Genomic DNA, 20,159 nt, shown 5'->3' on the forward strand with positions numbered 1-20,159 from the left:
AAATGCGTGGGATTTTTATTTGTCCTATAGGTGTCATTAAATAAAAAAGTAACATTACATATAAATTATGAAGGTGATAACCAATATGTTATAGAATATTATCTAAAGGTATAACTAAGAATTTTTTAGGGGGATGGATTGTGTGGAAAATCATGAGTTATGGAAACTTCTCAATGTCGATTTAGAGAAACATGATGAATTTTTAGCCCCTCTACCACAGGGCATTACGGAGTTGTTTTTAAACCGACCGAACCGTCCTAAGGCCATGGCGTATTTCGATATGGTCGTGGGAGATGTGCATGGCATTCGTGTGAAAGAACTCTATGATAAGAAACAGCAAGGGGCCAAAGTATTTGCAACTTTTTGTGTCTATGTTCCTGAGGAAATTATTGTTGCATCAGGAAGTGTTTGTATTGGCCTCTGTGCTGGGGCACAGTACACTGTACCAACTGGGGAGAAAGTCTTACCCCGCAATCTTTGTCCTCTCATTAAATCGACTCTAGGTTTCAAACTGGATCGAATCTGCCCGTATTTTCAGGTTTCGGACTGGGTAATCGGAGAAACAACGTGTGATGGTAAGAAAAAGGCCTGGGAAATTCTTAATGAACATATTCCTACCTATGTTATGGAGCTCCCTCAGAAAAAAGCGGAAAAAGATATCCGTCTATGGGAAGAAGAAGTGCGTGAATTTGCTACATTTATTGAAAAGGAGACTGGGGTTGAATTAACCACCGAAGCCATAAAAGATAGTGTCCAAAAAATAAATCATAAGCGTAAGGCGTTACAACGTCTTGCCGATTTAAGAAAACATAACCCTTCACCCATTCAGGGATTGGATGTTCTTTTAATCAATCAGTTATCCTTCTTTGATGATCCTGAACGCTTTGCGGCACAGGTTAATGCTCTGTGTGATGAGCTTGAAGAGCGCGTGCAACAAGGAATAGGGGTCGCGCCAATTGATGCCCCTCGCATTTTACTTACTGGTACACCACAACCCCTGCCTAACTGGAAAATCCATGCTCTTATTGAGCAAGCCGGTGCGGTTATTGTTGGCGAAGAGACGTGTACAGGAGAACGCTACTTTAAAGATTTAACTCGAGAAGCAGATACCCTAGATGAAATGCTTGCCAATATTGCAAAGCGTCCGATGCAAGTGAATTGTGCATGCTTTACGCCCAATACGGGTCGATTGGAAGATATTATTCAGATGAAGGAAAATCTAAAAGCGGATGCGGTTATCGATTTTAATCTTCAGTTTTGTCAACCCTATGGAGTCGAAAGTCATGCTGTGAGTAAAGAGTTGGAGAAACGGGAGATTCCTTATTTACACTTGGAAAGTGACTTTTCAGATGAAGATCAAGGTCAGCTCTCGACGCGGATCGAAGCGTTGTTGGAGATGGTTCGTTCGTGATCAAAATAGGGCTTGATCTTGGCTCCGTGAACACGAAATTGGTGGTTTTTGACGGTGAAGAGAGAATTTATAGCCAAGTTGTTCCTTCCCGATTCGACTCAGTTGGGGCTGGAAAAAAATTATTAGCAACTTGGAAAGAGCCTCTGGAACAAGAAGTAGCCTTTGATCTGGTTGTCACAGGCTATGGGCGAGTTAGTTTTCCTGAGGGCAAGGTTTTAACAGAGATTACCTGTCAAGCTCGAGGCTGTCATGAGTATTTTCCCGAGGTTCCGTTCATCCTAGATGTAGGTGGGCAGGATGCAAAGGTGATTCGCAAGAATGGGCTGGGAAAAGTTACGCAGTTTGTGATGAATGATAAATGCGCTGCAGGGACAGGGCGTTTTCTCGACGTTATCCTTAAAGGGCTTGAGCTTACTCCGGAAGAACTAGCGATGGCTACTCATGCTAAGCCCATGCCCATCAATTCGATGTGTACTGTTTTTGCTGAATCTGAAGTGATTACTTTGCTTGCTAAAGGTGCCCCTAAACCAGAGGTTGTGGCTGGGATTTTCCGAAGCACAGCAAAACGCCTCGCCCGATTTGTAGAATCTCTCGCGCAACCGCAACCGGATTGCTTGATTTTCGCGGGTGGAGGAGCACACTATGCGCTCTTGGTTCACTTTTTAGAGCAGGAACTCAAGGCAAAGATTGTGATTCCATCAGAACCAGAACTTACTGTGGCCTTAGGAGCAGCCTTACTGGCTTAGGTAAGATATAATTTTACAGGTTAAATAAGGGAGGTTTTTATTTATGCCTAATTTCGTTTATTATATTTCCTCTGATAAAATGGGGAGTCAGGATCCTGAACTGGGGAAGAAACTTATGGGGAACTTCTTTCGCAAACTTTTTGAAGCCGATCAAAAACCCACACACGTTCTTTTAGTGGAAAGTGGAGTTAAGCTACTTCTTCCTGAATTTGATGCGTTTGGAGTGTTAAGAGAATTGGAAGCAGAAGGCGTGAAATTTCTTGCTTGTGTCACTTGCCTTGAATATTACGGCATCAAAGAAAAGATTGGGCTGGGGGAAGTTTCGAACATGCCAACTATCATAAAAACGATGCATGAGGCAGATAAAGTCATTTCTCTCTAATCAAATGAAATAGAAAAGGATGCTGCGGCTAAAATCTCCGTAGCATCCTTTTCTATTTAAGATTAGCGTTTAATCGCCAGTCTCCAGTCTTTTCCTTCTGGGGTGATATCGCATTGATATCCTTGGGTGTTCAAATACGCTTTAATATTTTTCGCCGATTGTTCTCGCTCGGTAAGGATTTTGAAGTCTAAGCTGGGTCTTTCATTACGAGCCTGTTTGAATAGATGCATTGCATCAGGAACTGGAAGCCCACGTAATGGATTAATTTCTTGACCTCGTGTATCCAAAGTATTTCCTTGCCATTTTAGTGGGATTTTATATTCATGCATGACTTTTCCTTCAGCTTTCTTAAAGTCAGCTTCTGAATAATCCTCCCGTCCGAATAACCCACAATGACAGGTTCCGTGCGTTGCAATATCTTCAGCGGCAAAGTTACATGGGCAGATTAGTTTTTTATCAAGGGAAGGGTCGCCACTTGCTTCAAAACATGGACAAATCTGCTGGCCGTAAAGATGTTTGTTTTCTTCAAGCCAGATTGATAGCTGTGTTAGATACATACGATGAGGGTTGATTTTAAACCCTTGCTTTTGGACATAACGGTTCATCCACTGGCGATCTTTCTTGATCTCTTTACGATATTTCCATGCCCCTTTAAAGAAATCAAGATACATTTGAGTATTTTTTGACATATAGGCTCCTCCTACTCCCCGTGGGTATCATCTACTCTTAATGATATCATCTAATTATTATGCAGTAAATAATAAAAACATTATAGCAGCGAGGATAACCCCATTGCGCTGGAATTGGCCTTCGTTATGATTATAAAAATGCCTTGCGGGCTATTCCGCAAGGCATTTTTTGCACGATTATCATATTGAATAATTTTAGCGTTTATTTCCTTAATGTTGCTTTAAGACGGGTGGTTTCTAAGAGTAAACCTAAGGCATCCTCTATGCTATGAACCACAATATCAGCGGCTAAAAGGGTGTGAGAGGAGGCTCCTTCAAATCCGATCACAGCAATTCCTAAATCGGCTTTTTTAAGCATGAGTTCATCGTTTACACCATTTCCAACTGCAACGATTTGCCGCTCGCCAAACTGAACCAAGAAATTTTCTTTTTCATGGATGTGGTCTGAGCTTTCTAGGACCTTTACGTGAATAGGCAAATCTTCACATTGTTTGACCACTGTACCAAAGGTATCTGAGGTAATAACATGTATTCCTAAATGAGGGGATAAACGAATGAGACTCTCTTTAACTGACTCAAGCATTTGCCCGTCTAAAGCGAGCGTCCCGTTATAATCGAGAACCAATACCTCTAGGTTCAGGGTTTCCTGACCCGGAATAACAACTTGAATCATAGATTCAATCTCCTTTTGATGTTAGTTTTTAACAAGCGAACAATCCGAAATTTATATTCTCGATTAGTATATTGTTTTCCTTTAATTATCTTTTTTCTGTTATTAAGCATAACGGAAAAGAAATTGACATTATTTTGAATTAAGCGCATAATACTCATATGCGCATATGAGTATATGAGTATTATATAAATGGAGGAAGCTCATGAATAACCTTACCGATTTTTTTAAACTCCTATCGGATGAAACCCGTTTGAGGATTTTAATCTTACTTTTTCATCAAGAATACTGTGTCTGTCAAATTTGCGGAATCTTAGGAGAGTCACAGCCCAAGGTTTCTAAGCATCTTGCCAAATTGCGGGATCTAGGCTTGGTTAAAGATGTTAGGAAAGAGCAGTTCATGTATTATTCTATAACGCTTGAGCCATTGTTTTATGAGATCATACAAAAAATTGTTGCTAGCGCCGATTTATATCCCGTTATTCGTGACGATATTCAGAAGCGGGAAGAAGCACAAAGCTATCTTGAATCATGCTCCACTATAACGCCAAAATCTTAAGATTTACTTACTTATAGAAAGGAAATGGGGGTAAAATGGGTAATATTACACAGATATTTAGCATGCTTAATGATCAACTTCTAAAAATGAATTGGCTTTCTGATCTTATTAAGTTGTTGGTCGAAAACGTCTTTGGGTTATCGATAAGCGATCAAATCGGGGGGAGTCTCCACTTTTTTATCTATGATACGATAAAGATCTTCATTCTTTTGTCGGTCTTAATCTTCGTTATTTCGTATATTCAAAGTTACTTCCCTCCAGAAAGAACCAAGAAGATTCTTGGTGGAATCAAAGGGATAAAAGGAAATATTTTAGGAGCATTGCTTGGGACGATCACTCCGTTTTGCAGTTGTTCAAGTATCCCGATTTTTATCGGTTTTACCGCAGCAGGGCTTCCCTTAGGAATCACATTTTCATTTCTAATCTCCTCACCCATGGTTGATATTGCTTCATTATTGATTCTAATGTCCTTTTTTGGAGCTAAAATTGCTATTGCTTATGTCGTTTTCGGGTTGCTGTTAGCTGTTGTAGGAGGAACATTAATCGATAAACTTGGACTTGAAGATCAAGTTCAAGGATATGTTCGACAGATTGAAAATACGGAGAGCGTCGAACTTGAGATGACTCGCCAAGAGAGAATTTCATTTGCTAAAGAGCAGGTTGTAGATATTATTCATCGGGTATGGCTTTATATTCTCATCGGTGTGGGAATTGGGGCGGCTATTCACAACTGGATTCCTCAATCGGTGATTGAAACAGTCATCGGAAACAATAACCCCTTTGCTGTTCTTTTGGCGACTGCTGTAGGGATTCCCATGTATGCAGATATTTTTGGAACGATCCCGATTGCTGAAGCTCTTATTGGTAAGGGAGTGGGTATCGGAACGGTACTTTCCTTCATGATGGCTGTTACGGTTCTGTCACTTCCGTCGTTAATTATGCTGAGTAAAGTGATCAAACCCAAGTTATTGGGAATTTTTGTGGCGATTGTATCCACTGGGATTATTTTAATTGGATACTTATTTAATGCATCTCAGGGTTTCTTTGTGTAATCATTATAAATTGTGGAGTCTAAATGAAAGGGGATAGGAAAATGAAAGTGAAGATTTTAGGGACGGGTTGTTCGAAATGTAAAAAGCTTGAAGAAATAGCGCGTGAGGCAGTTGCAGATCTTGGGATTGACGCAGAGGTTGAAAAAGTAGAAGATATCGCAAAAATCATGTCCTATGGGGTTATGAGTACTCCTGCTTTAGTGATTAACGAAAAGGTAAAATTAGCCGGGAAGGTTCCTAATAAACAACAAGTAATTGAGCTCTTACAAACCGAACTAAGTTGAGGAAAGCGGAAGGGTTAAATGATTTAAGCTTTCCTTCCAATACCCCAGCGAAAGATATCATGTCCGAATGTTCCGGATTGCTCCATGATAAGGCCTGAAGCTTCAATAAGCTTATGCGGTTCGCGTGTTAATTGACATCCACTGGCGATTTTAGGCCAGACGGTATTCGTTGCTTTGAACAGAGTAGCCATACTTTTTTCTTCTGGCAGTACATGATCCATGAAAATAAAGAGGCCGCCTGGCTTTAGCACGCGTAGTACTTCATTTATGGCTTTGTCAAGGTTTTTCACACTGCAGAATACCAGAGTTTCAACTACAGTATCAAAAGATTCAGGAGCAAAGGGAAGATTCTCCGCCTGCCCTTCAAAAAATTCTAAAGGCAGGCCAGTTTTTATTTTAATCGGAGAAGTTTTCGTATCTAAAGCAGAAATATGTTGAACAGTAGACAGGTTATAATAGGGGAAGTTCACTCCAGTTCCATAACCGATTTCAAGTACATCTCCAAAAGCCTGAGGGATAATATTTTTCCTGATTTTTGTCAGCCCGCTTTTCTCAAAGGGCGACATAAAGATATCATATATGTTCATCAGAAACACTCCAATCTAGACTAAACAATGCTTTAGGCATAATAATTCGAATTATAACACTTTTGAGTGAGGATAGTTGACAGATTGAAGTTTACTTGCTATTCTTAGAATAAAATTTTTTAATTTAGAGTTATTTTAAAGTGTTCTAGAAAATTTAATAAACTCTTATCCGGAGTGGTGGAGGGACTGGCCCGATGAAACCCGGCAACCAGCTTGTAGTACCCTGTAACAGGGACATTTGAGTATGGTGCTAATTCCTGCAGAAGATATCTTCTGACAGATAAGAGGAGTTACAATATGATTTTGTAAGCCTCTTCGCTATTGGAAGGGGCTTTTTTCATATCAGTGAAGTATCAGAGAATCTGAATAGATATTTTGAAGCAATGAAATGAGGAGTAACGATGATGACACGATTTGAAGAAGAGTTAGGTAAACGTATTTTGATTATCGATGGTGCGATGGGAACGATGTTGCAACGGGCAAACCTCACAGTTAAAGATTTTGGCGGAGAGGAATATGAGGGATGTAACGAAATCCTGACGTTAACTCGGCCGGAGGTGATCCGTTCCGTTCATGAAGCTTATCTCGAAGCCGGAGCGGATTTAATCGAAACGAATACGTTTGGGGCAACAACTGTTGTCTTAGCTGAGTATAACCTTGCTGACCGGGATCAGGAGCTTAATCGGGAGTCCGCGAAAATAGCTCGTGAGGCGGCAGATCGTTATTCCACCCCTCAAAAGCCGCGTTTTGTGGCAGGTTCCATGGGACCGACGACAAAGAGCCTTTCCTTAACTGGCGGCGTAACCTTTGAGGAATTAGAAGAAGCCTACTATCGTCAGGCTGTGATTCTAATTGAAGGGGGAGTCGATGTCCTTTTAGTCGAGACAGCACAAGACACCCTTAATGTCAAAGCGGCGGGGTCGGGGATCCAAAGAGCTTTTGCTGATCAGGGATTGGAGCTTCCCGTCATGGTTTCGGGTACGATTGAACCGATGGGGACGACTTTGGCGGGACAAAATATTGAAGCTTTTTATGTTTCCATTGCTCACTTGCATCCAATCTCTGTGGGGCTTAACTGCGCTACAGGTCCGGAGTTTATGCGGGATCATATTCGGTCACTTGCGCAGATTGCGGACTGCGGCGTGAGTTGTTATCCGAATGCTGGTTTACCCGATGAAGATGGACATTATCATGAGGAACCGGAAGGTTTAGCCCATAAGATGGTCGGATTCGCAGAAAAGGGGTGGTTGAATATTGCAGGGGGGTGTTGTGGCACAACGCCCGAACATGTCCGTGCTTTGACTAAGGCTTTGCAGGGATATTCACCTCGCCCCATTGAAGCCCATCATCTTAGTGCTGTTTCGGGTTTGGAGCCGGTCTATGCCGAAGACGAAAATCGGCCACTCATCGTGGGTGAACGGACAAATGTAATCGGTTCGAAAAAGTTCAGGGATCTAATCGCTGACGGTCATTTTGAAGAAGCCTCGGAGATCGCTCGGGCCCAGGTTAAGAAGAATGCTCAAGTTATTGACGTTTGCTTGGCGAATCCGGATCGAGATGAGTATGCGGACATGGCGGAATTTCTTCCATATGTAGTCAAGAAAGTGAAAGCGCCCTTGATGATCGATTCCACGGATCCGAAGGTGATTGAGTTAGGACTTAAGCGTTCCCAAGGTAAAGCCATTATCAACTCAATCAATCTCGAAGAGGGGTTGACCCGCTTTAATGAAGTCGTTCCTCTTTTAAGGACTTACGGGGCAGCGGTTGTCGTCGGTACGATTGATGAGCAGGGGATGGCCATTACGAAGGAAAAGAAATTAGAAGTGGCTAAACGATCTTACGACGTTTTAACCGAGAAGGGTGTCCCAGCAGAAGATATTATTTTTGATCCGCTAACGTTTCCGGTCGCGACAGGCGATGAAACGTATATTGGCTCGGCACGCGAAACCGTCGAAGGGATTCGGCTAATCAAGCAAGCGTTTCCCCAATGCAAAACAATCCTTGGTGTAAGTAATGTTTCCTTTGGTTTACCGGCAGCTGGTCGGGAAGTCTTAAATGCTGTTTTCTTATATCATACGACGAAGGCGGGCTTGGATTACGCCATTGTGAATGCTGAAAAGCTGGTTCGTTTTGCTTCCCTTTCAGAGGAGGAAAAGAAACTTGCCGATGATCTTCTTTTTGAGACGAATGAAGAAACGGTCAGCCGTTTCGCTGAATTTTATAGGAACAAAACGGTTCAATCCAAGGTGACGGAACAAAAAAACTTAAGCTTAGAGGAACGTCTTGGACAATACGTTATTGAAGGGTCAAAAGAGGGGCTTTTTAAGGACTTGGAAGAAGGACTTCAAAAATACGGGGCTTTGGAACTCATCAATGGACCATTGATGAAAGGAATGGGGGAAGTCGGTCGTCTCTTTAACGCGAATCAACTGATTGTCGCTGAAGTCTTACAAAGCGCAGAGGTGATGAAAGCCGCTGTAACCTATCTCGAACCTTACCTCGAGAAAAAGGATGCAGCAGTTAAGGGCAAGATCCTTTTGGCCACAGTTAAAGGGGATGTCCATGATATTGGCAAAAATCTTTTGGAAATTATTTTATCCAACAACGGATTTGACGTCGTCAATTTAGGAATTAAGGTTTCACCAGAGCAAATTATTGCCGCCTGCGAAAAGGAAAAGCCGGATGCTATTGGACTCTCGGGACTATTGGTGAAGTCTGCTCAGCAGATGATTGTAACGGCACAGGATTTGAAGAATGCGGGGATCAGTCTCCCGCTCTTAACCGGTGGGGCAGCGCTGACAGCACGCTTTGTCGAAAATAGAATTGCTCCGGAGTATGATGGCCCGGTGCTTTATGCAGGGGATGCTATGAAGGGGTTAGAGCTTGCCAATCAATACGTGAAAGCAGGCTCTGTTATCAGTGGAAAGAGTGGAGTAAGGACTGAAAGTAATTTATCTCAGGATGAAAAGAAAGCAAATTCTGATGAGCCAAAACAAGGTGCTGAATTACTTGAAAACCATCGCTCCTCCATTTCACTTGTATCTCCAGTCATCCCTCCTGATATCGAACGTCATGTTCTACGGGATTATCCAATAGGACAACTTTGGCCTTACATCAATCAGAAAATGCTCTTAGGTAAACATCTCGGGATTAAAGGGGATGTTGAACAGCGGCTAGCTGAAGGTGATTCGCAGGTTGTTAAAGTTTACGAGACGGTAGAAAAGATCATTAAGGAAGCTAAGGAAACGGGGAAGATCAAGGCGCAGGGTATTTATCAATTTTTTCCGGCTCAAGCGGCGGGTGATGAGATTCTCATTTATGATGCCTTGGATCAAAGCAAAGTCATCAAGCGTTTTCACTTTCCCCGTCAAGTTAAAGAACCGTATCTTTGCCTCGCTGATTTCCTCCAACCCGTATCAAGCGGAAAAATGGATTATCTGGGGATGTTTGTAGTGACAGCAGGACAAGGGGTTCGGGAGGAAGCGCAACAGCTTAAGGAACAAGGAGCCTATCTGGAATCTTATGCTCTGCAAGCTCTCGCCTTGGAATTAGCTGAAGGTTTCGCTGAACGGATCCACCATATGATGCGGGATGCTTGGGGAATCTCCGATCCGGTTGAGATGATGATGAAAGAACGGCTAGCGGCGCGATACAGAGGCCTGCGTGTTTCCTTCGGATACCCTGCATGTCCAGCCCTTGAGGATCAGAAAAAATTATTTGGATTGATTAAGCCTGAGGATATTGGAATTGAACTGACCGAAGGATTGATGATGGAGCCTGAAGCATCCGTTAGCGCACTTGTTTTTGCTCACCCTGAGGCTAAATATTTTGCAGTGTAAGGAGACGCAAACCGGATATGACTTTTAATAATTTAAGAGAGCACCTGCAACAGCATGTCGTCATCGGCGATGGTGCAATGGCGACCCTCCTTTATCAGTTTGGTGTACCTGTGGGAAGCTGTTATGAAGAACTCAACCTAACCCATCCAGCCTTAATTCGTTCTGTTCATGAAGCCTATATTCGAGCGGGTGCTCAGTTGATCGAGACCAATACTTTTCGGGTTAATCGTGAGGTTTTGACCCGCTTTGGCTTAGAACAAAAAGTTGGCGAAATTAACCGGACCGCTGTTAAGGTCGCTCAAGAGGCTGTTGCAGTTGCAGAGAAAAATGCGTTTATTATCGGAAGCATGGGATCAATACTCGCCGGACGTGTCAGAACTGAGCCACTTGTCTCGTACCGTTCTCTGTATGAGGAGCAAGCGTCCGCTCTTCTCGAGAGTGGCGTGGATGGGATTATGCTGGAGACGTTCGAGGATTTAGAGGAGCTTTTGCTCGTTTTAGAGCTGATGCTATCCCTCACGGATCGTCCAATATTAGCTCACTTGGCGACCCCTCAGGTTGGAAGAACACGGGATGGGTATACAGTTACCCGGAGTTTTGAGCTTATGCGAAAGGCTGGGGCGGACGTTATTGGACTGAATTGCCGCTTAGGACCGACAGAAATGCTGCGGACCTTGGAGCAAACGCAAGTTCCTGAAGGTGCTCTTCTTTCTATTTTTCCAAACGCTGGACGTTCAGGGTTTGTGGAAGGGAAGCTTTCTTTTAAGTCTTCGCCAGAATACTTTGCAGATTATGCATTACGGCTTCGAGATGAAGGTGTCAGGCTTATCGGTGGATGCTGCGGAACAACGCCAGATCATATTCGGGCTATTGCGCAAGCGCTGCAGGAGCTATCTCCTATACAACGCGTAAATCCTGATCTTAAGGAGAACAATCAAGATAAGGAAAAAGATCAGGTTCGTTTCCATATTCAACCCCAAGCCCATGTTAAGGCCTATACTAAAGATCAAAGAACAATCATAGAAAGAGCTCAAGAAGAGCATACGGTGATTGTAGAATTTGACTCACCTAAAGGATTAAATACCGAGGATTTCTTTAATGGATGTCAGGCTTTAGATTCTGCGGGAGCGGCCGCAATTACTTTAGCCGATAATTCGTTAGCAAATGTACGGATGAGTAATCTCGCTTTAGGCGCGCTATTAAAGGAACGCTATGATATCGAGCCCTTGCTCCATGTCGCATGTCGGGATAGAAACTTAATTGGACAACAATCGCATTTGATGGGGTTACATGCCTTGGGTATTCATCAGATTTTGGTGATTACTGGTGATCCCTCACGTTATGGTGACTTACCTGGAGCAAGCTCTGTTTTCGATTCAAATTCTTTTGAACTTATTCGGATGACGAAACAATTGAATGAAGGTCTTTCTTTCTCAGGTCAGGCAATGAATCATTCGGCACAATTTATTGTAGGGACGGCATTTAATCCTTATGTCCGCAATTTTGAAACGGCTATTCAACGCTTGGAGCGTAAAATAGAGGCTGGAGCAGACTTTGTTATGACTCAACCCGTCTATGATGGTGAGACACTTCAAAAGATTTATGAGGGGACAAAACATCTTCCAATTCCAGTATTTGTTGGGATTATGCCCTTAACTAGCCAGCGTAACGCTGAATTCTTACACAATGAGGTTCCTGGTATTTCACTTACCGAAGAGGCCTTACAGCGGATGAGTGGACTTAAAGGGGAAAAGGCCCGTCAAGAAGGAATTGCAATGAGCAAAGAACTACTTGATCAGGCCGTGAAGGTTTTTAACGGAATTTATTTGATTACGCCCTTTAACTATTATAAGATGACAGCGGAGCTGACGGAGTATGTACTGAATATTTGCGGTAATTCGAATGGAGAGAAGGTAGAATTTTATGACTCAGCCTGTCCAAACAAAAATCGTTCTTTCTGACTCGTTTGACCCTTGGCATAATCTCGCACTCGAAGAGTTTCTTTTTCGCAATGTGGAGAAAAATCAGGTGATTCTTTATCTCTGGCAAAATCAAAATACGGTTGTGATCGGAAGAAACCAGAATGCATGGAAGGAATGTCGCTGTACAAAGCTGGAGGATGACGGGGGGAAACTCGCGCGTAGGCTTTCTGGTGGCGGAGCTGTCTTTCATGATTTAGGAAACCTAAATTTTACGTTTATTTTGGATCGCGCTCTGTACGATCTGAAGAAACAACTGCAGGTTATTCTTGAAGCGGTGAAGAAACTGGGAATTCATGCTGAATTTACAGGACGAAATGACTTAACCGTAGATGGGAAAAAGTTTTCGGGAAATGCTTTCTATTTTGAAGGGGATAAGGCTTATCATCATGGGACGATTATGATCGATGTTGATGTGCAGAAGGTCTCCGCTTATCTTCAAGTCTCTAAAGAAAAAATGGCTTCCAAAGGGGTTGATTCGGTTCGGTCTCGAGTCACGAATCTCCACAATTATCGCCCGGAATTGACCATTGATGAAATGAAAGAGACGTTAAAACAAAGCTTTCAGGAACTTTATGGGGAAAGCCCGGAACCTGTCCTTATTAAAGAAAATGATCATGACTTAAAAGAGCTTTATGCAAAATATTCTTCTTGGGATTGGCTCTATGGAAAGACGCCGCAATTTGATGTGGTCTTCGAAACCCGTTTCCCCTGGGGCGGGATTGATTTGGGGTTAACTCTGAATAAGGGGATAGTCACTGAGTCAAAGATTTATTCAGATGCAATGAACGCAAATCTCATTGAGCAGATTGCCTCATCTTTGATTGAACGTCCTCTTAAAAGTGAAAGCATAGGAAAAGGATTGGATGTTCTAGAAGTCAATGAAGAAGATAAACCCATTATTGAGGATATGAAAACTTGGCTTCAAACAAAAATAGCAGAAATTTGATTGGGCGATATAAATCGCCCTAAGTACTAATCAACCCTGCTTCGGAAAAGGTTTTGAACTTTTTCTGAAGCAGGGCTTTCTTATATAAAAATTTTCCTAATGCTTGACCCGTGAAACGGCTTCCCGCCATCCTAGGTAAAATTGATGGCTGTTTTCCTCAGCCATCTGAGGCTGGAAGTGGCGATCTATGGAGTAGCGTTTGATGAGTTCTTCCGCGTTTGGCCAGAAGCCTGTTGCGAGTCCGGCGAGGTAAGCAGCTCCTAGGGCTGTCGTTTCAATACATTGAGGACGTTCCACCTTGACACCTAAAATATCGGATTGGAATTGCATTAAAAGATTATTAGCAACAGCTCCACCGTCAACTTTGAGAAGTTTGAGTTTGAGGCTAGAATCAGCTTCCATCGCGGTTAGGACATCTTTGGTTTGATAGGCCATGGATTCGAGGGCAGCTCGTATGATGTGATTTTTGTTGCTGCCACGAGTAAGACCTAAAATTGCACCACGAGCTCGCATGTCCCAGTGTGGAGCCCCAAGTCCGGTAAAAGCGGGGACGACATAGACTCCTCCATTATCGGGAACTTTAGAAGCGAAGTACTCGGAGTCAGCAGCTGTTTCAATGAGTTTTAACTCATCCCGGAGCCACTGGATAACAGCTCCGGCAATGAAAATACTCCCTTCAAGGGCATAGGTGACCTGTCCATCAATTCCCCATGCAATCGTGGTTAGAAGACCGGATTGGGATTCGATCACGCGATTGCCTGTGTTCATCAACATGAAGCATCCCGTTCCGTAGGTGTTCTTCGCCATTCCAGGTTCAAAGCAGGTCTGTCCGAAAAGAGCGGCTTGTTGGTCCCCAGCGATGCCGGCGATGGGAATTTCATGCCCGAAGAAGCTTCCGGGAGCGGTTTTCCTATAAAGATAGCTAGAAGGTTTAACGTCAGGGAGCATGGCTAAGGGGACTTGAAGTTCATGAAGGAGTTCTTCATCCCATTGAAGCTCGCGGATGTTATAAAGCAAAGTACGGGAGGCATTGGAATAATCGGTAACATGGACTCGGCCTTGGGTGAGCTTCCAGACCAGCCAGGTGTCCATCGTACCAAAGAGGAGCTCGCCACGTTCGGCTTTTTCGCGGGAACCTGGAACGTGATCGAGGATCCATTTGATCTTCGTCCCAGAAAAGTAGGCATCAATAACTAAGCCGGTTTTAGTCTTAAATTTCGATTCGAGGCCCCGAGCTTTGAGGTTATCACAAATCTCGGTCGTTCGCCGACATTGCCAGACGATGGCGGGGTGGATGGGTTTGCCTGTTTGTTTATCCCAAACGACGGTCGTTTCTCTTTGGTTGGTAATTCCGATGCCAGCGATTTCGTCAAGATTGACTTGAGTTCTGGCCAGAAGTTCGGCAATGACTCCATACTGGGTGCTCCAGATTTCTTCAGCATCATGTTCGACCCAGCCTGGTTGGGGGTAATACTGAGTAAATTCCTTTTGGGAAATGCCCACAATTTGGCTGTCATAGTCAAAGAGAATGGCGCGACAGCTGGTTGTACCTTGATCAAGGGCGAGTATATATTTTTTACTCACATCCATCTCTCCTTAACTCAAACGATAATAAGGATTTCATGAAGCCTTTTTTATATCTCTTCATCAAGTTCAATTCCTGCCATTTTAATAAGATAGAGAGCGTTTCTCGTCGTCGAAATTCCCGGTCGTAACTTATAATCAAAGTGGATCTCTTGATCCTGATAAAATTCACGGAAATTATAGTTCTTCACTCGACCGTGGCTTTCTTTTTCGAGTTCTCCAAGCTCTAAATCATGGGTCGAAATAAGTCCAATTTCGCCATCTTTTTGCAATTGGTTAATAAGGGCCTTAGCACCATAATGTCGATCATGGGAGTTCGTTCCTTTGAAGATTTCATCGAGGAGGAAGAAAACAGGTTTGTCCGTTTTGGCAGCTTCGACAATTTGCTTGATTCGAAGAATTTCTGCATAAAAAGAGGAGATACTTTGTTCCAAATTATCACTGACACGCATACAGGTCCAAATATTCATCAGGGAACAGCTGAATGTCTTGGCACAGACGGGTGCGCCCGTATAAGCGAGAACGAGATTACTTCCTACTGTTCGCAGAAAGGTACTTTTCCCTGACATATTCGATCCTGTAATCAAAATAACACCTGAGGGTGATTTCATTTCAAAATCATTCGTCACTTTTTTCTGAGTGAGTAAAGGATGGCCCATTTTCTGAGCAGCTAGGCCATTTGATGAGAGTATTTCAGGCATGGCCCAGTCTGGATTGTCGAAGCGGATATTGGCAAGGCTGGAAAGAGCTTCGATCTCGGCAAGAACTTCTAGCCACTTTATTAATAGCTTTCCGGATTCTTTTTTCCACTCTTCCAGGGCAATCATACACTGATAATCCCAGAGAGTTAGAATATTAACGATCAAGAAAATCGCATTTTCCCGATTGGAAATCCAATCCGCAATTTTGGAGAGTTTTTGAATTTGTTGATAAGCCGGTTGTCCTGATTTGTTACGGAGAATCTCTTGACGAACTTTAAGCCAAGGACTTGTGTAATTCTGGTCTTCGAGATGTTTTAGCATCTTTGTATAGGTTTTTATACTCGCTTCGTAACGGTAAACCGTCGATAGAACTTGAGCGCGTTCTGTTCCATAGACCTTAAGCAGAATATATTGAACAACGACTAACAGAGTGGGTATTTGCCAAGGTATCGCGAGCTGTAAGCCATAGAGTATGATCATGAGAACGGTTACGAGGGGGAGAATTCGCATTCCCAATTTGACTAAAGGCTGTAGATAGGATTCATCAGACTCTTCTGCCCAGCGGATAAGCGCTTCAGTTGATTTCAGTTGATCGGAGATGAGTATGCCTTCTGACTCGAACCGTTGCCGCCAAGATAACTTCTGAGCTAACTCAATTATGGCTTTTTGTCTTGTTGTAATTTCCGAAGGATCTTTAAGCGGTTCTTTGAGCACCTTGGCGAGTGTTTCACGACCACGAGGTGTTCGTGCTGAGTTGATCCACTGAAAGATTGAACCTTGGCCGAATAAATCTAGATCGGAACCATAGGGATGGTTCACATCCTTGAATTCAACACCAGAATCTTTAAATTTGACCCAATCGCCTGTTAAGCGGTCTTTGCCTTTACGATTGAGTTCGATTAAAATTTCCGAATACTTAAGCTGTATACGGACGCGTTTGTGTTGAATCGCAAGATAGATGAAAAGGATTATCGTGAGAAATCCCATGGCTATGCTCATAAAAGAATTAAAAGTTCGATAGAAAAAGAAAGCCAGAGCGAAGCCTAAGATAATAGTGATTAAACGATAGTTACTTAAACGATTGGCTGTCTGTTGTTGCTTCTTATGAAGTTTCTCGAAAGATTGTTTTCTACGTGCATAGATTTTTTGGGGCTCTTTCATCTTTTACCTCCAGATTAATCTCACTGAGTTTAATTTTATGGCATTAATAGCCAAAAGGGAAGTCGTAGATGTGACAAACTTCTTGGTGTAGGAATATTAAATTAAAAAGCGCAGGATAATTCTTATATGAATTATCCTGTGCTTTCTCGAATGGAGCCATAAGTTATCTACAAGAATCATGTGTTTGAGAATCAAAATAGAGTGTTCTACTGGGAAAGGCTAGTGAAACTTCTTCCTCTTCGATGATCTCCATAATCTTGAAGTTGATATCTTCCTTTACCCTTAGATATTCTTCGTAAACCGTTGTTTTAGTGAAGAAATTGAGGAAAATGTCTAAGCTGCTCTCATTGTATTGATCAAAAGCAACGATAATTGTTTCCGGGTGAATATCCTCATGATTTTTTAATAAATCATTGATCTTTCGGACGATTCGTTCTAATTTGTTTTTAGGGGTATCATAGGTTACACCTAACCTGAAGGAGATTTGTCGTTTTCCCATTTTACTCCAGTTTGTGATAGCTTGATTCGCTAAAGTGGCATTAGGAACGGTTACGAGGGCTTGAGCCGATGTCCTTACCTTGGTGCTTCGAAAGTTTATGTCTTCAACTGTTCCATCAACACTTGGAGTCATAATCCAATCCCCAATCGAAAAGGGCTTTTCGGAGATAATCACAATTCCTCCGAATAAATTCGCAAGTGCGTCCTTTGCCGCTAAGGCGAAAGCAAGACCTCCCAGACCAAGACCGGCAACAAAACCATTAACATCGTAATCAAATTCTTTAGCGATTATACTAATGCTAATGGCAATTATAATAGCTTGAAGCGCTTTAGAAAGGAAAGGGATGAGGATTTGGTCGATTTTAAGGTCAAAGCGTTCATTCAATTTTGTAAAGATATGAGAAGAAACTGAAGACAGGTTAAAAAGTCCCCAAGAAATAAGAGCAATGATCGAAGATCTGATCAATTTTAAAATAATCGGGTCGGATTGATTAATAAAGGGGAAATAACCGAGGGCCACGTAGAGCCCGATTATTACAAAGAGCCAGCGGGCAGGATGTTCAAAGGCAAGGCAGACGTAAGATAAAAAATCAGTTGGCGTTTTCTTGCTTAATTTTAAGATGAGTTCAAAAATATCTTTAATAAAGATTTTCTTGAAAAATAGGAACAACAGGAAAATCCCTATAGAAATCCCTAGATTTTTGAGGGTTTCGTAAGAAGTAATATATTCCCAAGACATTCAACGTTTCTCCTTTAATTACTCTGTTTCTTTTCATAATAACATAGATTATATGAAAAATAATAATGCTCTATTTTCCTCAAAAATAATTGAGAGTGAGATGGTAATTATGGCAAACAGATTATTCAAAAATAAGGGATTGAGAAGGGTGATTGCTGGTTTGGTATTAAGTCTTCTTATCGGGTGTTCCCCATTCAGTTCGCCATCTCCAAATCCATCCTCAGAAACGGACTCGACTTCTCAATTATCCCAATCTCTATTACTCAATATGAGAAAATCAGCCGAACAAGGAAAAGTCATAAATAGCGATTTTGCGGTTAAGACAGCCGTACTTGAGGATGTTAAAAAGAAATGGGGCGAGCCAGACAAAACCGATTGGGTTCCGGCCGCTAAAGGGACTTATGTAACGTATTCAGATCAAGCCCTTGTCGTTGGTTTCAACAAAGGCATGCAAATCTTTGAAGTACGCTCCTTCGATCAGAAACTACAAAAGGTTTCTCTTGCTAAAACGAAAGAAGTTTATGGAGCTCCCGCTTACGATGTTAAATTGAACGGGGAAGAAATCATTGGGTATACTGCAGGTCAGGAATTTAAGATTGAGTTGGTATTTCCTGAACCGACCCATAATAATCCCAATCCACTACTGGATCACTATCTCGTTCTCTATCCGCAAGGGACGGTTAACTCGATGGCAAACGATCCGGGACGGCAATGGTGATGGTCTTAACTCATTTCTCCTTAAACAGCACAAATTAAATTCAAGACGGCGCACCTGAAATTGAGGTTATAATATGGGATAAAAGAAAATATCAAGATAGTTCGTAATTGTAGGATAATGGGAACAATGTATCGCCACATTTTTATTACACTACACAAGAAAAGTATGCATTAACGTTCTGGATATTTACGAAACATTTCAATTACGCACGTTATAGGGCTTCTTAAACTTGCCTTGACTTAATATCGTTAAACCATTCAATCGTCTTTTTTGAATGTTCCTCAGGAATCTTATTCTTTACTTGCTCATGTAACCATCCTAAAGTCTTATTCTGTAGGTACTGTCTCATCTGGTCTTCTGCTTCTAGCATTACAACTTTTATCAAACAAGGACATTTTGTGTGTGTATCAGGTAAATTATCCTTATCTAATAAGAGCTCATTTTGCCTAATTTCCTTGCATTGAAACAATGGGGAACTACCCTCTACTGCTTCAACTATATCCCAAAATGTAATGTTTTCAGGATTACGAGCTAACGCATATCCTCCACTTACTCCTGAAATTGACTTGACAATGCCTGATTTTCTTAATTTTGTATATACTTTTGATAGATAACTTTCTGACACTCCTTGATATGTGGCTAAATCCTTAATTCCGATAGATTTTCCTGACGGCATATCTACCATATATAATAAACAATGCAATGCGTACTCAACACCGATAGAAAACTGCAATGAAAACCAACCTCCCCAAAATGATTTATAGAAATAATAATATCAATTTAAATACCTATTTGGCAATATTATAGATATTATTTATCTATAATATACTTTTGATATTGACTTTTAAAAAGATTAAGGTATAATCGATCGTAGATAATAGTTATCTATGATATACTTAAAAACATAATTTCTTTGCCCGAAGTCTTGAATAGATAACGTGTATCATTTAATACAAGGAGGATATTTAGAAATGCTTACGGAAAAATTTCATGATGTATTAAAGCATGAAGGCGTAGTTACCGTCGTATCATGGGGAGATTCACCTGAACCACACGTTGCTAACACCTGGAATACGTATTTAGTCGTTACTGATGACGAAAGGATATTAATTCCAGCGTATGGATTCCGCAAAACAGAAAAAAATGTAAATGCCAATAATAAGATTAAGATGACTTTAGGTAGCAAAGAAGTATTAGGCTACAAAGATTATCAAGGAACAGGCTTTGTTGTAGAAGGAACTGCTAAATATCTGGAATCTGGTCTAGAGTATGATATGATGAAAGAAAAATTCTCATTTTTAAGCAGAGTATTAGAGATTACCGTTACATCTGCAAAACAAGGCATTTAAATTATTAATTAAGTCCCTGCCAAATGGTAGGGACTTTCGCTATACAATTTATAATTATTTCTCTGTCTTTTCTTCTTAATGAGCGTTATCCTCCCTATAATATCTTGGGATTTACTTTGATTTTCTCTTGTTTTCATAGAATTCCTAACTTACCTAAAAAGCTCATCACGGATAAAATTCGCATAGAATGCATAATTCAGAGAAACTGAGTATGGCAAAGCCAACGTCTGCTATTTTTAATATGTTGGCCGTTGTAAACCCA

General features: G+C 41.7%; 18 protein-coding genes and 1 riboswitch. Of the genes, 11 read left to right on the forward strand and 7 right to left on the reverse strand.

The window, feature by feature from the left end:
- The first annotated feature begins 142 nt into the window (after positions 1-142).
- Genes DESME_RS03545 through yedF form a run of 3 tightly spaced genes read left to right on the forward strand, consistent with a single transcriptional unit; the run spans position 143 to position 2,539 of the window.
- The gene (locus tag DESME_RS03545) at positions 143-1,411 is read left to right on the forward strand and encodes a double-cubane-cluster-containing anaerobic reductase (RefSeq protein WP_006715237.1); all 1,269 of its coding nucleotides are present in this window, start codon (positions 143-145) and stop codon (positions 1,409-1,411) included.
- Positions 1,408-2,157, forward strand: a complete 750-nt coding sequence (locus DESME_RS03550) for an acyl-CoA dehydratase activase (RefSeq protein ID WP_006715236.1) — start codon at positions 1,408-1,410, stop codon at positions 2,155-2,157. Before DESME_RS03545 ends, DESME_RS03550 begins: the two co-directional genes overlap by 4 nt.
- A 43-nt stretch (positions 2,158-2,200) precedes the next feature.
- A complete protein-coding gene (gene yedF, locus DESME_RS03555) occupies positions 2,201-2,539 on the forward strand; it encodes a sulfurtransferase-like selenium metabolism protein YedF (RefSeq protein WP_006715235.1) in 339 nt (112 codons plus the stop codon).
- Between the two features lie 62 nt (positions 2,540-2,601).
- Here yedF and DESME_RS03560 read toward each other — a convergent pair whose 3' ends face one another.
- Both DESME_RS03560 and DESME_RS03565 read right to left on the reverse strand, forming a co-directional pair.
- On the reverse strand, positions 2,602-3,228 hold the full coding sequence (locus tag DESME_RS03560; protein WP_006715234.1) for a ferredoxin-thioredoxin reductase catalytic domain-containing protein: 627 nt from the start codon (positions 3,226-3,228) through the stop codon (positions 2,602-2,604).
- A 202-nt stretch (positions 3,229-3,430) separates the two neighbouring features.
- The gene (locus tag DESME_RS03565) at positions 3,431-3,901 is read right to left on the reverse strand and encodes an HAD family hydrolase (RefSeq protein ID WP_006715233.1); all 471 of its coding nucleotides are present in this window, start codon (positions 3,899-3,901) and stop codon (positions 3,431-3,433) included.
- 202 nt (positions 3,902-4,103) lie between these two features.
- Between DESME_RS03565 and DESME_RS03570 the strand changes: the two genes are divergently transcribed.
- The 3 genes from DESME_RS03570 to DESME_RS03580 are packed head-to-tail and all read left to right on the forward strand — an operon-like array spanning position 4,104 to position 5,793.
- A complete protein-coding gene (locus DESME_RS03570; RefSeq protein WP_006715232.1) occupies positions 4,104-4,457 on the forward strand; it encodes an ArsR/SmtB family transcription factor in 354 nt (117 codons plus the stop codon).
- A 35-nt stretch (positions 4,458-4,492) separates the two neighbouring features.
- The gene (locus DESME_RS03575) at positions 4,493-5,509 is read left to right on the forward strand and encodes a permease (RefSeq protein WP_006715231.1); all 1,017 of its coding nucleotides are present in this window, start codon (positions 4,493-4,495) and stop codon (positions 5,507-5,509) included.
- A gap of 41 nt (positions 5,510-5,550) precedes the next feature.
- On the forward strand, positions 5,551-5,793 hold the full coding sequence (locus DESME_RS03580; protein WP_025248638.1) for a thioredoxin family protein: 243 nt from the start codon (positions 5,551-5,553) through the stop codon (positions 5,791-5,793).
- A gap of 23 nt (positions 5,794-5,816) precedes the next feature.
- On the opposite strand, the gene DESME_RS03585 is transcribed toward DESME_RS03580, so the two are convergent.
- Positions 5,817-6,380, reverse strand: coding sequence for a class I SAM-dependent methyltransferase (locus tag DESME_RS03585; RefSeq protein ID WP_006715229.1), 564 nt, complete (start codon positions 6,378-6,380; stop codon positions 5,817-5,819).
- 162 nt (positions 6,381-6,542) lie between these two features.
- Positions 6,543-6,667: riboswitch (SAM riboswitch) on the forward strand.
- 117 nt (positions 6,668-6,784) lie between these two features.
- Between DESME_RS03585 and metH the strand changes: the two genes are divergently transcribed.
- From metH to lplA, 3 genes are read left to right on the forward strand one after another with little or no spacing between them, the layout of a single operon-like run.
- Positions 6,785-10,219 (forward strand): methionine synthase, encoded by a 3,435-nt coding sequence (gene metH, locus DESME_RS03590; protein ID WP_156922786.1) that lies wholly within the window; start codon positions 6,785-6,787, stop codon positions 10,217-10,219.
- 17 nt (positions 10,220-10,236) lie between these two features.
- Entirely contained in the window at positions 10,237-12,180 is a 1,944-nt protein-coding gene (locus DESME_RS03595; protein WP_006715227.1) for a bifunctional homocysteine S-methyltransferase/methylenetetrahydrofolate reductase, read from the forward strand.
- Positions 12,143-13,147 carry a lipoate--protein ligase gene (lplA, locus tag DESME_RS03600; protein WP_006715226.1) on the forward strand — a complete coding sequence of 335 codons (1,005 nt, stop codon included), beginning with the start codon at positions 12,143-12,145 and terminating at the stop codon, positions 13,145-13,147. The genes DESME_RS03595 and lplA overlap by 38 nt, the downstream gene beginning before the upstream one ends.
- A 96-nt stretch (positions 13,148-13,243) precedes the next feature.
- Here the strand turns inward: lplA and glpK are convergent, their stop codons facing one another.
- The 3 genes from glpK to DESME_RS03615 all read right to left on the reverse strand — a co-directional run bounded on the left by glpK (position 13,244) and on the right by DESME_RS03615 (position 17,830).
- On the reverse strand, positions 13,244-14,737 hold the full coding sequence (gene glpK / locus DESME_RS03605) for a glycerol kinase GlpK (RefSeq protein WP_041483956.1): 1,494 nt from the start codon (positions 14,735-14,737) through the stop codon (positions 13,244-13,246).
- A gap of 44 nt (positions 14,738-14,781) precedes the next feature.
- Positions 14,782-16,593 carry a MutS-related protein gene (locus DESME_RS03610; RefSeq protein WP_006715224.1) on the reverse strand — a complete coding sequence of 604 codons (1,812 nt, stop codon included), beginning with the start codon at positions 16,591-16,593 and terminating at the stop codon, positions 14,782-14,784.
- A 163-nt stretch (positions 16,594-16,756) separates the two neighbouring features.
- Positions 16,757-17,830, reverse strand: a complete 1,074-nt coding sequence (locus DESME_RS03615) for a mechanosensitive ion channel family protein (protein WP_006715223.1) — start codon at positions 17,828-17,830, stop codon at positions 16,757-16,759.
- Positions 17,831-17,930: 100 nt separating this feature from the next.
- On the opposite strand from DESME_RS03615, the gene DESME_RS03620 reads away from it, so the two are divergent.
- Complete coding sequence (locus tag DESME_RS03620) at positions 17,931-18,548, forward strand: YjgB family protein (RefSeq protein ID WP_006715222.1); 618 nt, start codon at positions 17,931-17,933, stop codon at positions 18,546-18,548.
- 223 nt (positions 18,549-18,771) lie between these two features.
- Here DESME_RS03620 and DESME_RS03625 read toward each other — a convergent pair whose 3' ends face one another.
- Entirely contained in the window at positions 18,772-19,281 is a 510-nt protein-coding gene (locus tag DESME_RS03625; RefSeq protein WP_006715221.1) for an RrF2 family transcriptional regulator, read from the reverse strand.
- Positions 19,282-19,519: 238 nt separating this feature from the next.
- On the opposite strand from DESME_RS03625, the gene DESME_RS03630 reads away from it, so the two are divergent.
- Positions 19,520-19,897 carry a pyridoxamine 5'-phosphate oxidase family protein gene (locus tag DESME_RS03630; protein WP_006715220.1) on the forward strand — a complete coding sequence of 126 codons (378 nt, stop codon included), beginning with the start codon at positions 19,520-19,522 and terminating at the stop codon, positions 19,895-19,897.
- Positions 19,898-20,159 lie beyond the last annotated feature (262 nt).

This window comes from Desulfitobacterium metallireducens DSM 15288 (assembly GCF_000231405.2).
In the GTDB taxonomy this organism is placed as follows: domain Bacteria; phylum Bacillota; class Desulfitobacteriia; order Desulfitobacteriales; family Desulfitobacteriaceae; genus Desulfitobacterium_A; species Desulfitobacterium_A metallireducens.

What these genes read in the sequence shown, in the direction of transcription:
- yedF (WP_006715235.1), top strand. Translation starts at nt 2,201, where the DNA reads ATGCCTAATTTCGTTTATTATATTTCCTCTGATAAAATGGGGAGTCAG.
- DESME_RS03560 (WP_006715234.1), bottom strand. Translation starts at nt 3,228, where the DNA reads ATGTCAAAAAATACTCAAATGTATCTTGATTTCTTTAAAGGGGCATGG.
- DESME_RS03565 (WP_006715233.1), bottom strand. Translation starts at nt 3,901, where the DNA reads ATGATTCAAGTTGTTATTCCGGGTCAGGAAACCCTGAACCTAGAGGTA.
- DESME_RS03570 (WP_006715232.1), top strand. Translation starts at nt 4,104, where the DNA reads ATGAATAACCTTACCGATTTTTTTAAACTCCTATCGGATGAAACCCGT.
- DESME_RS03575 (WP_006715231.1), top strand. Translation starts at nt 4,493, where the DNA reads ATGGGTAATATTACACAGATATTTAGCATGCTTAATGATCAACTTCTA.
- DESME_RS03580 (WP_025248638.1), top strand. Translation starts at nt 5,551, where the DNA reads ATGAAAGTGAAGATTTTAGGGACGGGTTGTTCGAAATGTAAAAAGCTT.
- DESME_RS03585 (WP_006715229.1), bottom strand. Translation starts at nt 6,380, where the DNA reads ATGAACATATATGATATCTTTATGTCGCCCTTTGAGAAAAGCGGGCTG.
- metH (WP_156922786.1), top strand. Translation starts at nt 6,785, where the DNA reads ATGACACGATTTGAAGAAGAGTTAGGTAAACGTATTTTGATTATCGAT.
- DESME_RS03595 (WP_006715227.1), top strand. Translation starts at nt 10,237, where the DNA reads ATGACTTTTAATAATTTAAGAGAGCACCTGCAACAGCATGTCGTCATC.
- lplA (WP_006715226.1), top strand. Translation starts at nt 12,143, where the DNA reads ATGACTCAGCCTGTCCAAACAAAAATCGTTCTTTCTGACTCGTTTGAC.
- glpK (WP_041483956.1), bottom strand. Translation starts at nt 14,737, where the DNA reads ATGGATGTGAGTAAAAAATATATACTCGCCCTTGATCAAGGTACAACC.
- DESME_RS03610 (WP_006715224.1), bottom strand. Translation starts at nt 16,593, where the DNA reads ATGAAAGAGCCCCAAAAAATCTATGCACGTAGAAAACAATCTTTCGAG.
- DESME_RS03615 (WP_006715223.1), bottom strand. Translation starts at nt 17,830, where the DNA reads ATGTCTTGGGAATATATTACTTCTTACGAAACCCTCAAAAATCTAGGG.
- DESME_RS03620 (WP_006715222.1), top strand. Translation starts at nt 17,931, where the DNA reads ATGGTAATTATGGCAAACAGATTATTCAAAAATAAGGGATTGAGAAGG.
- DESME_RS03630 (WP_006715220.1), top strand. Translation starts at nt 19,520, where the DNA reads ATGCTTACGGAAAAATTTCATGATGTATTAAAGCATGAAGGCGTAGTT.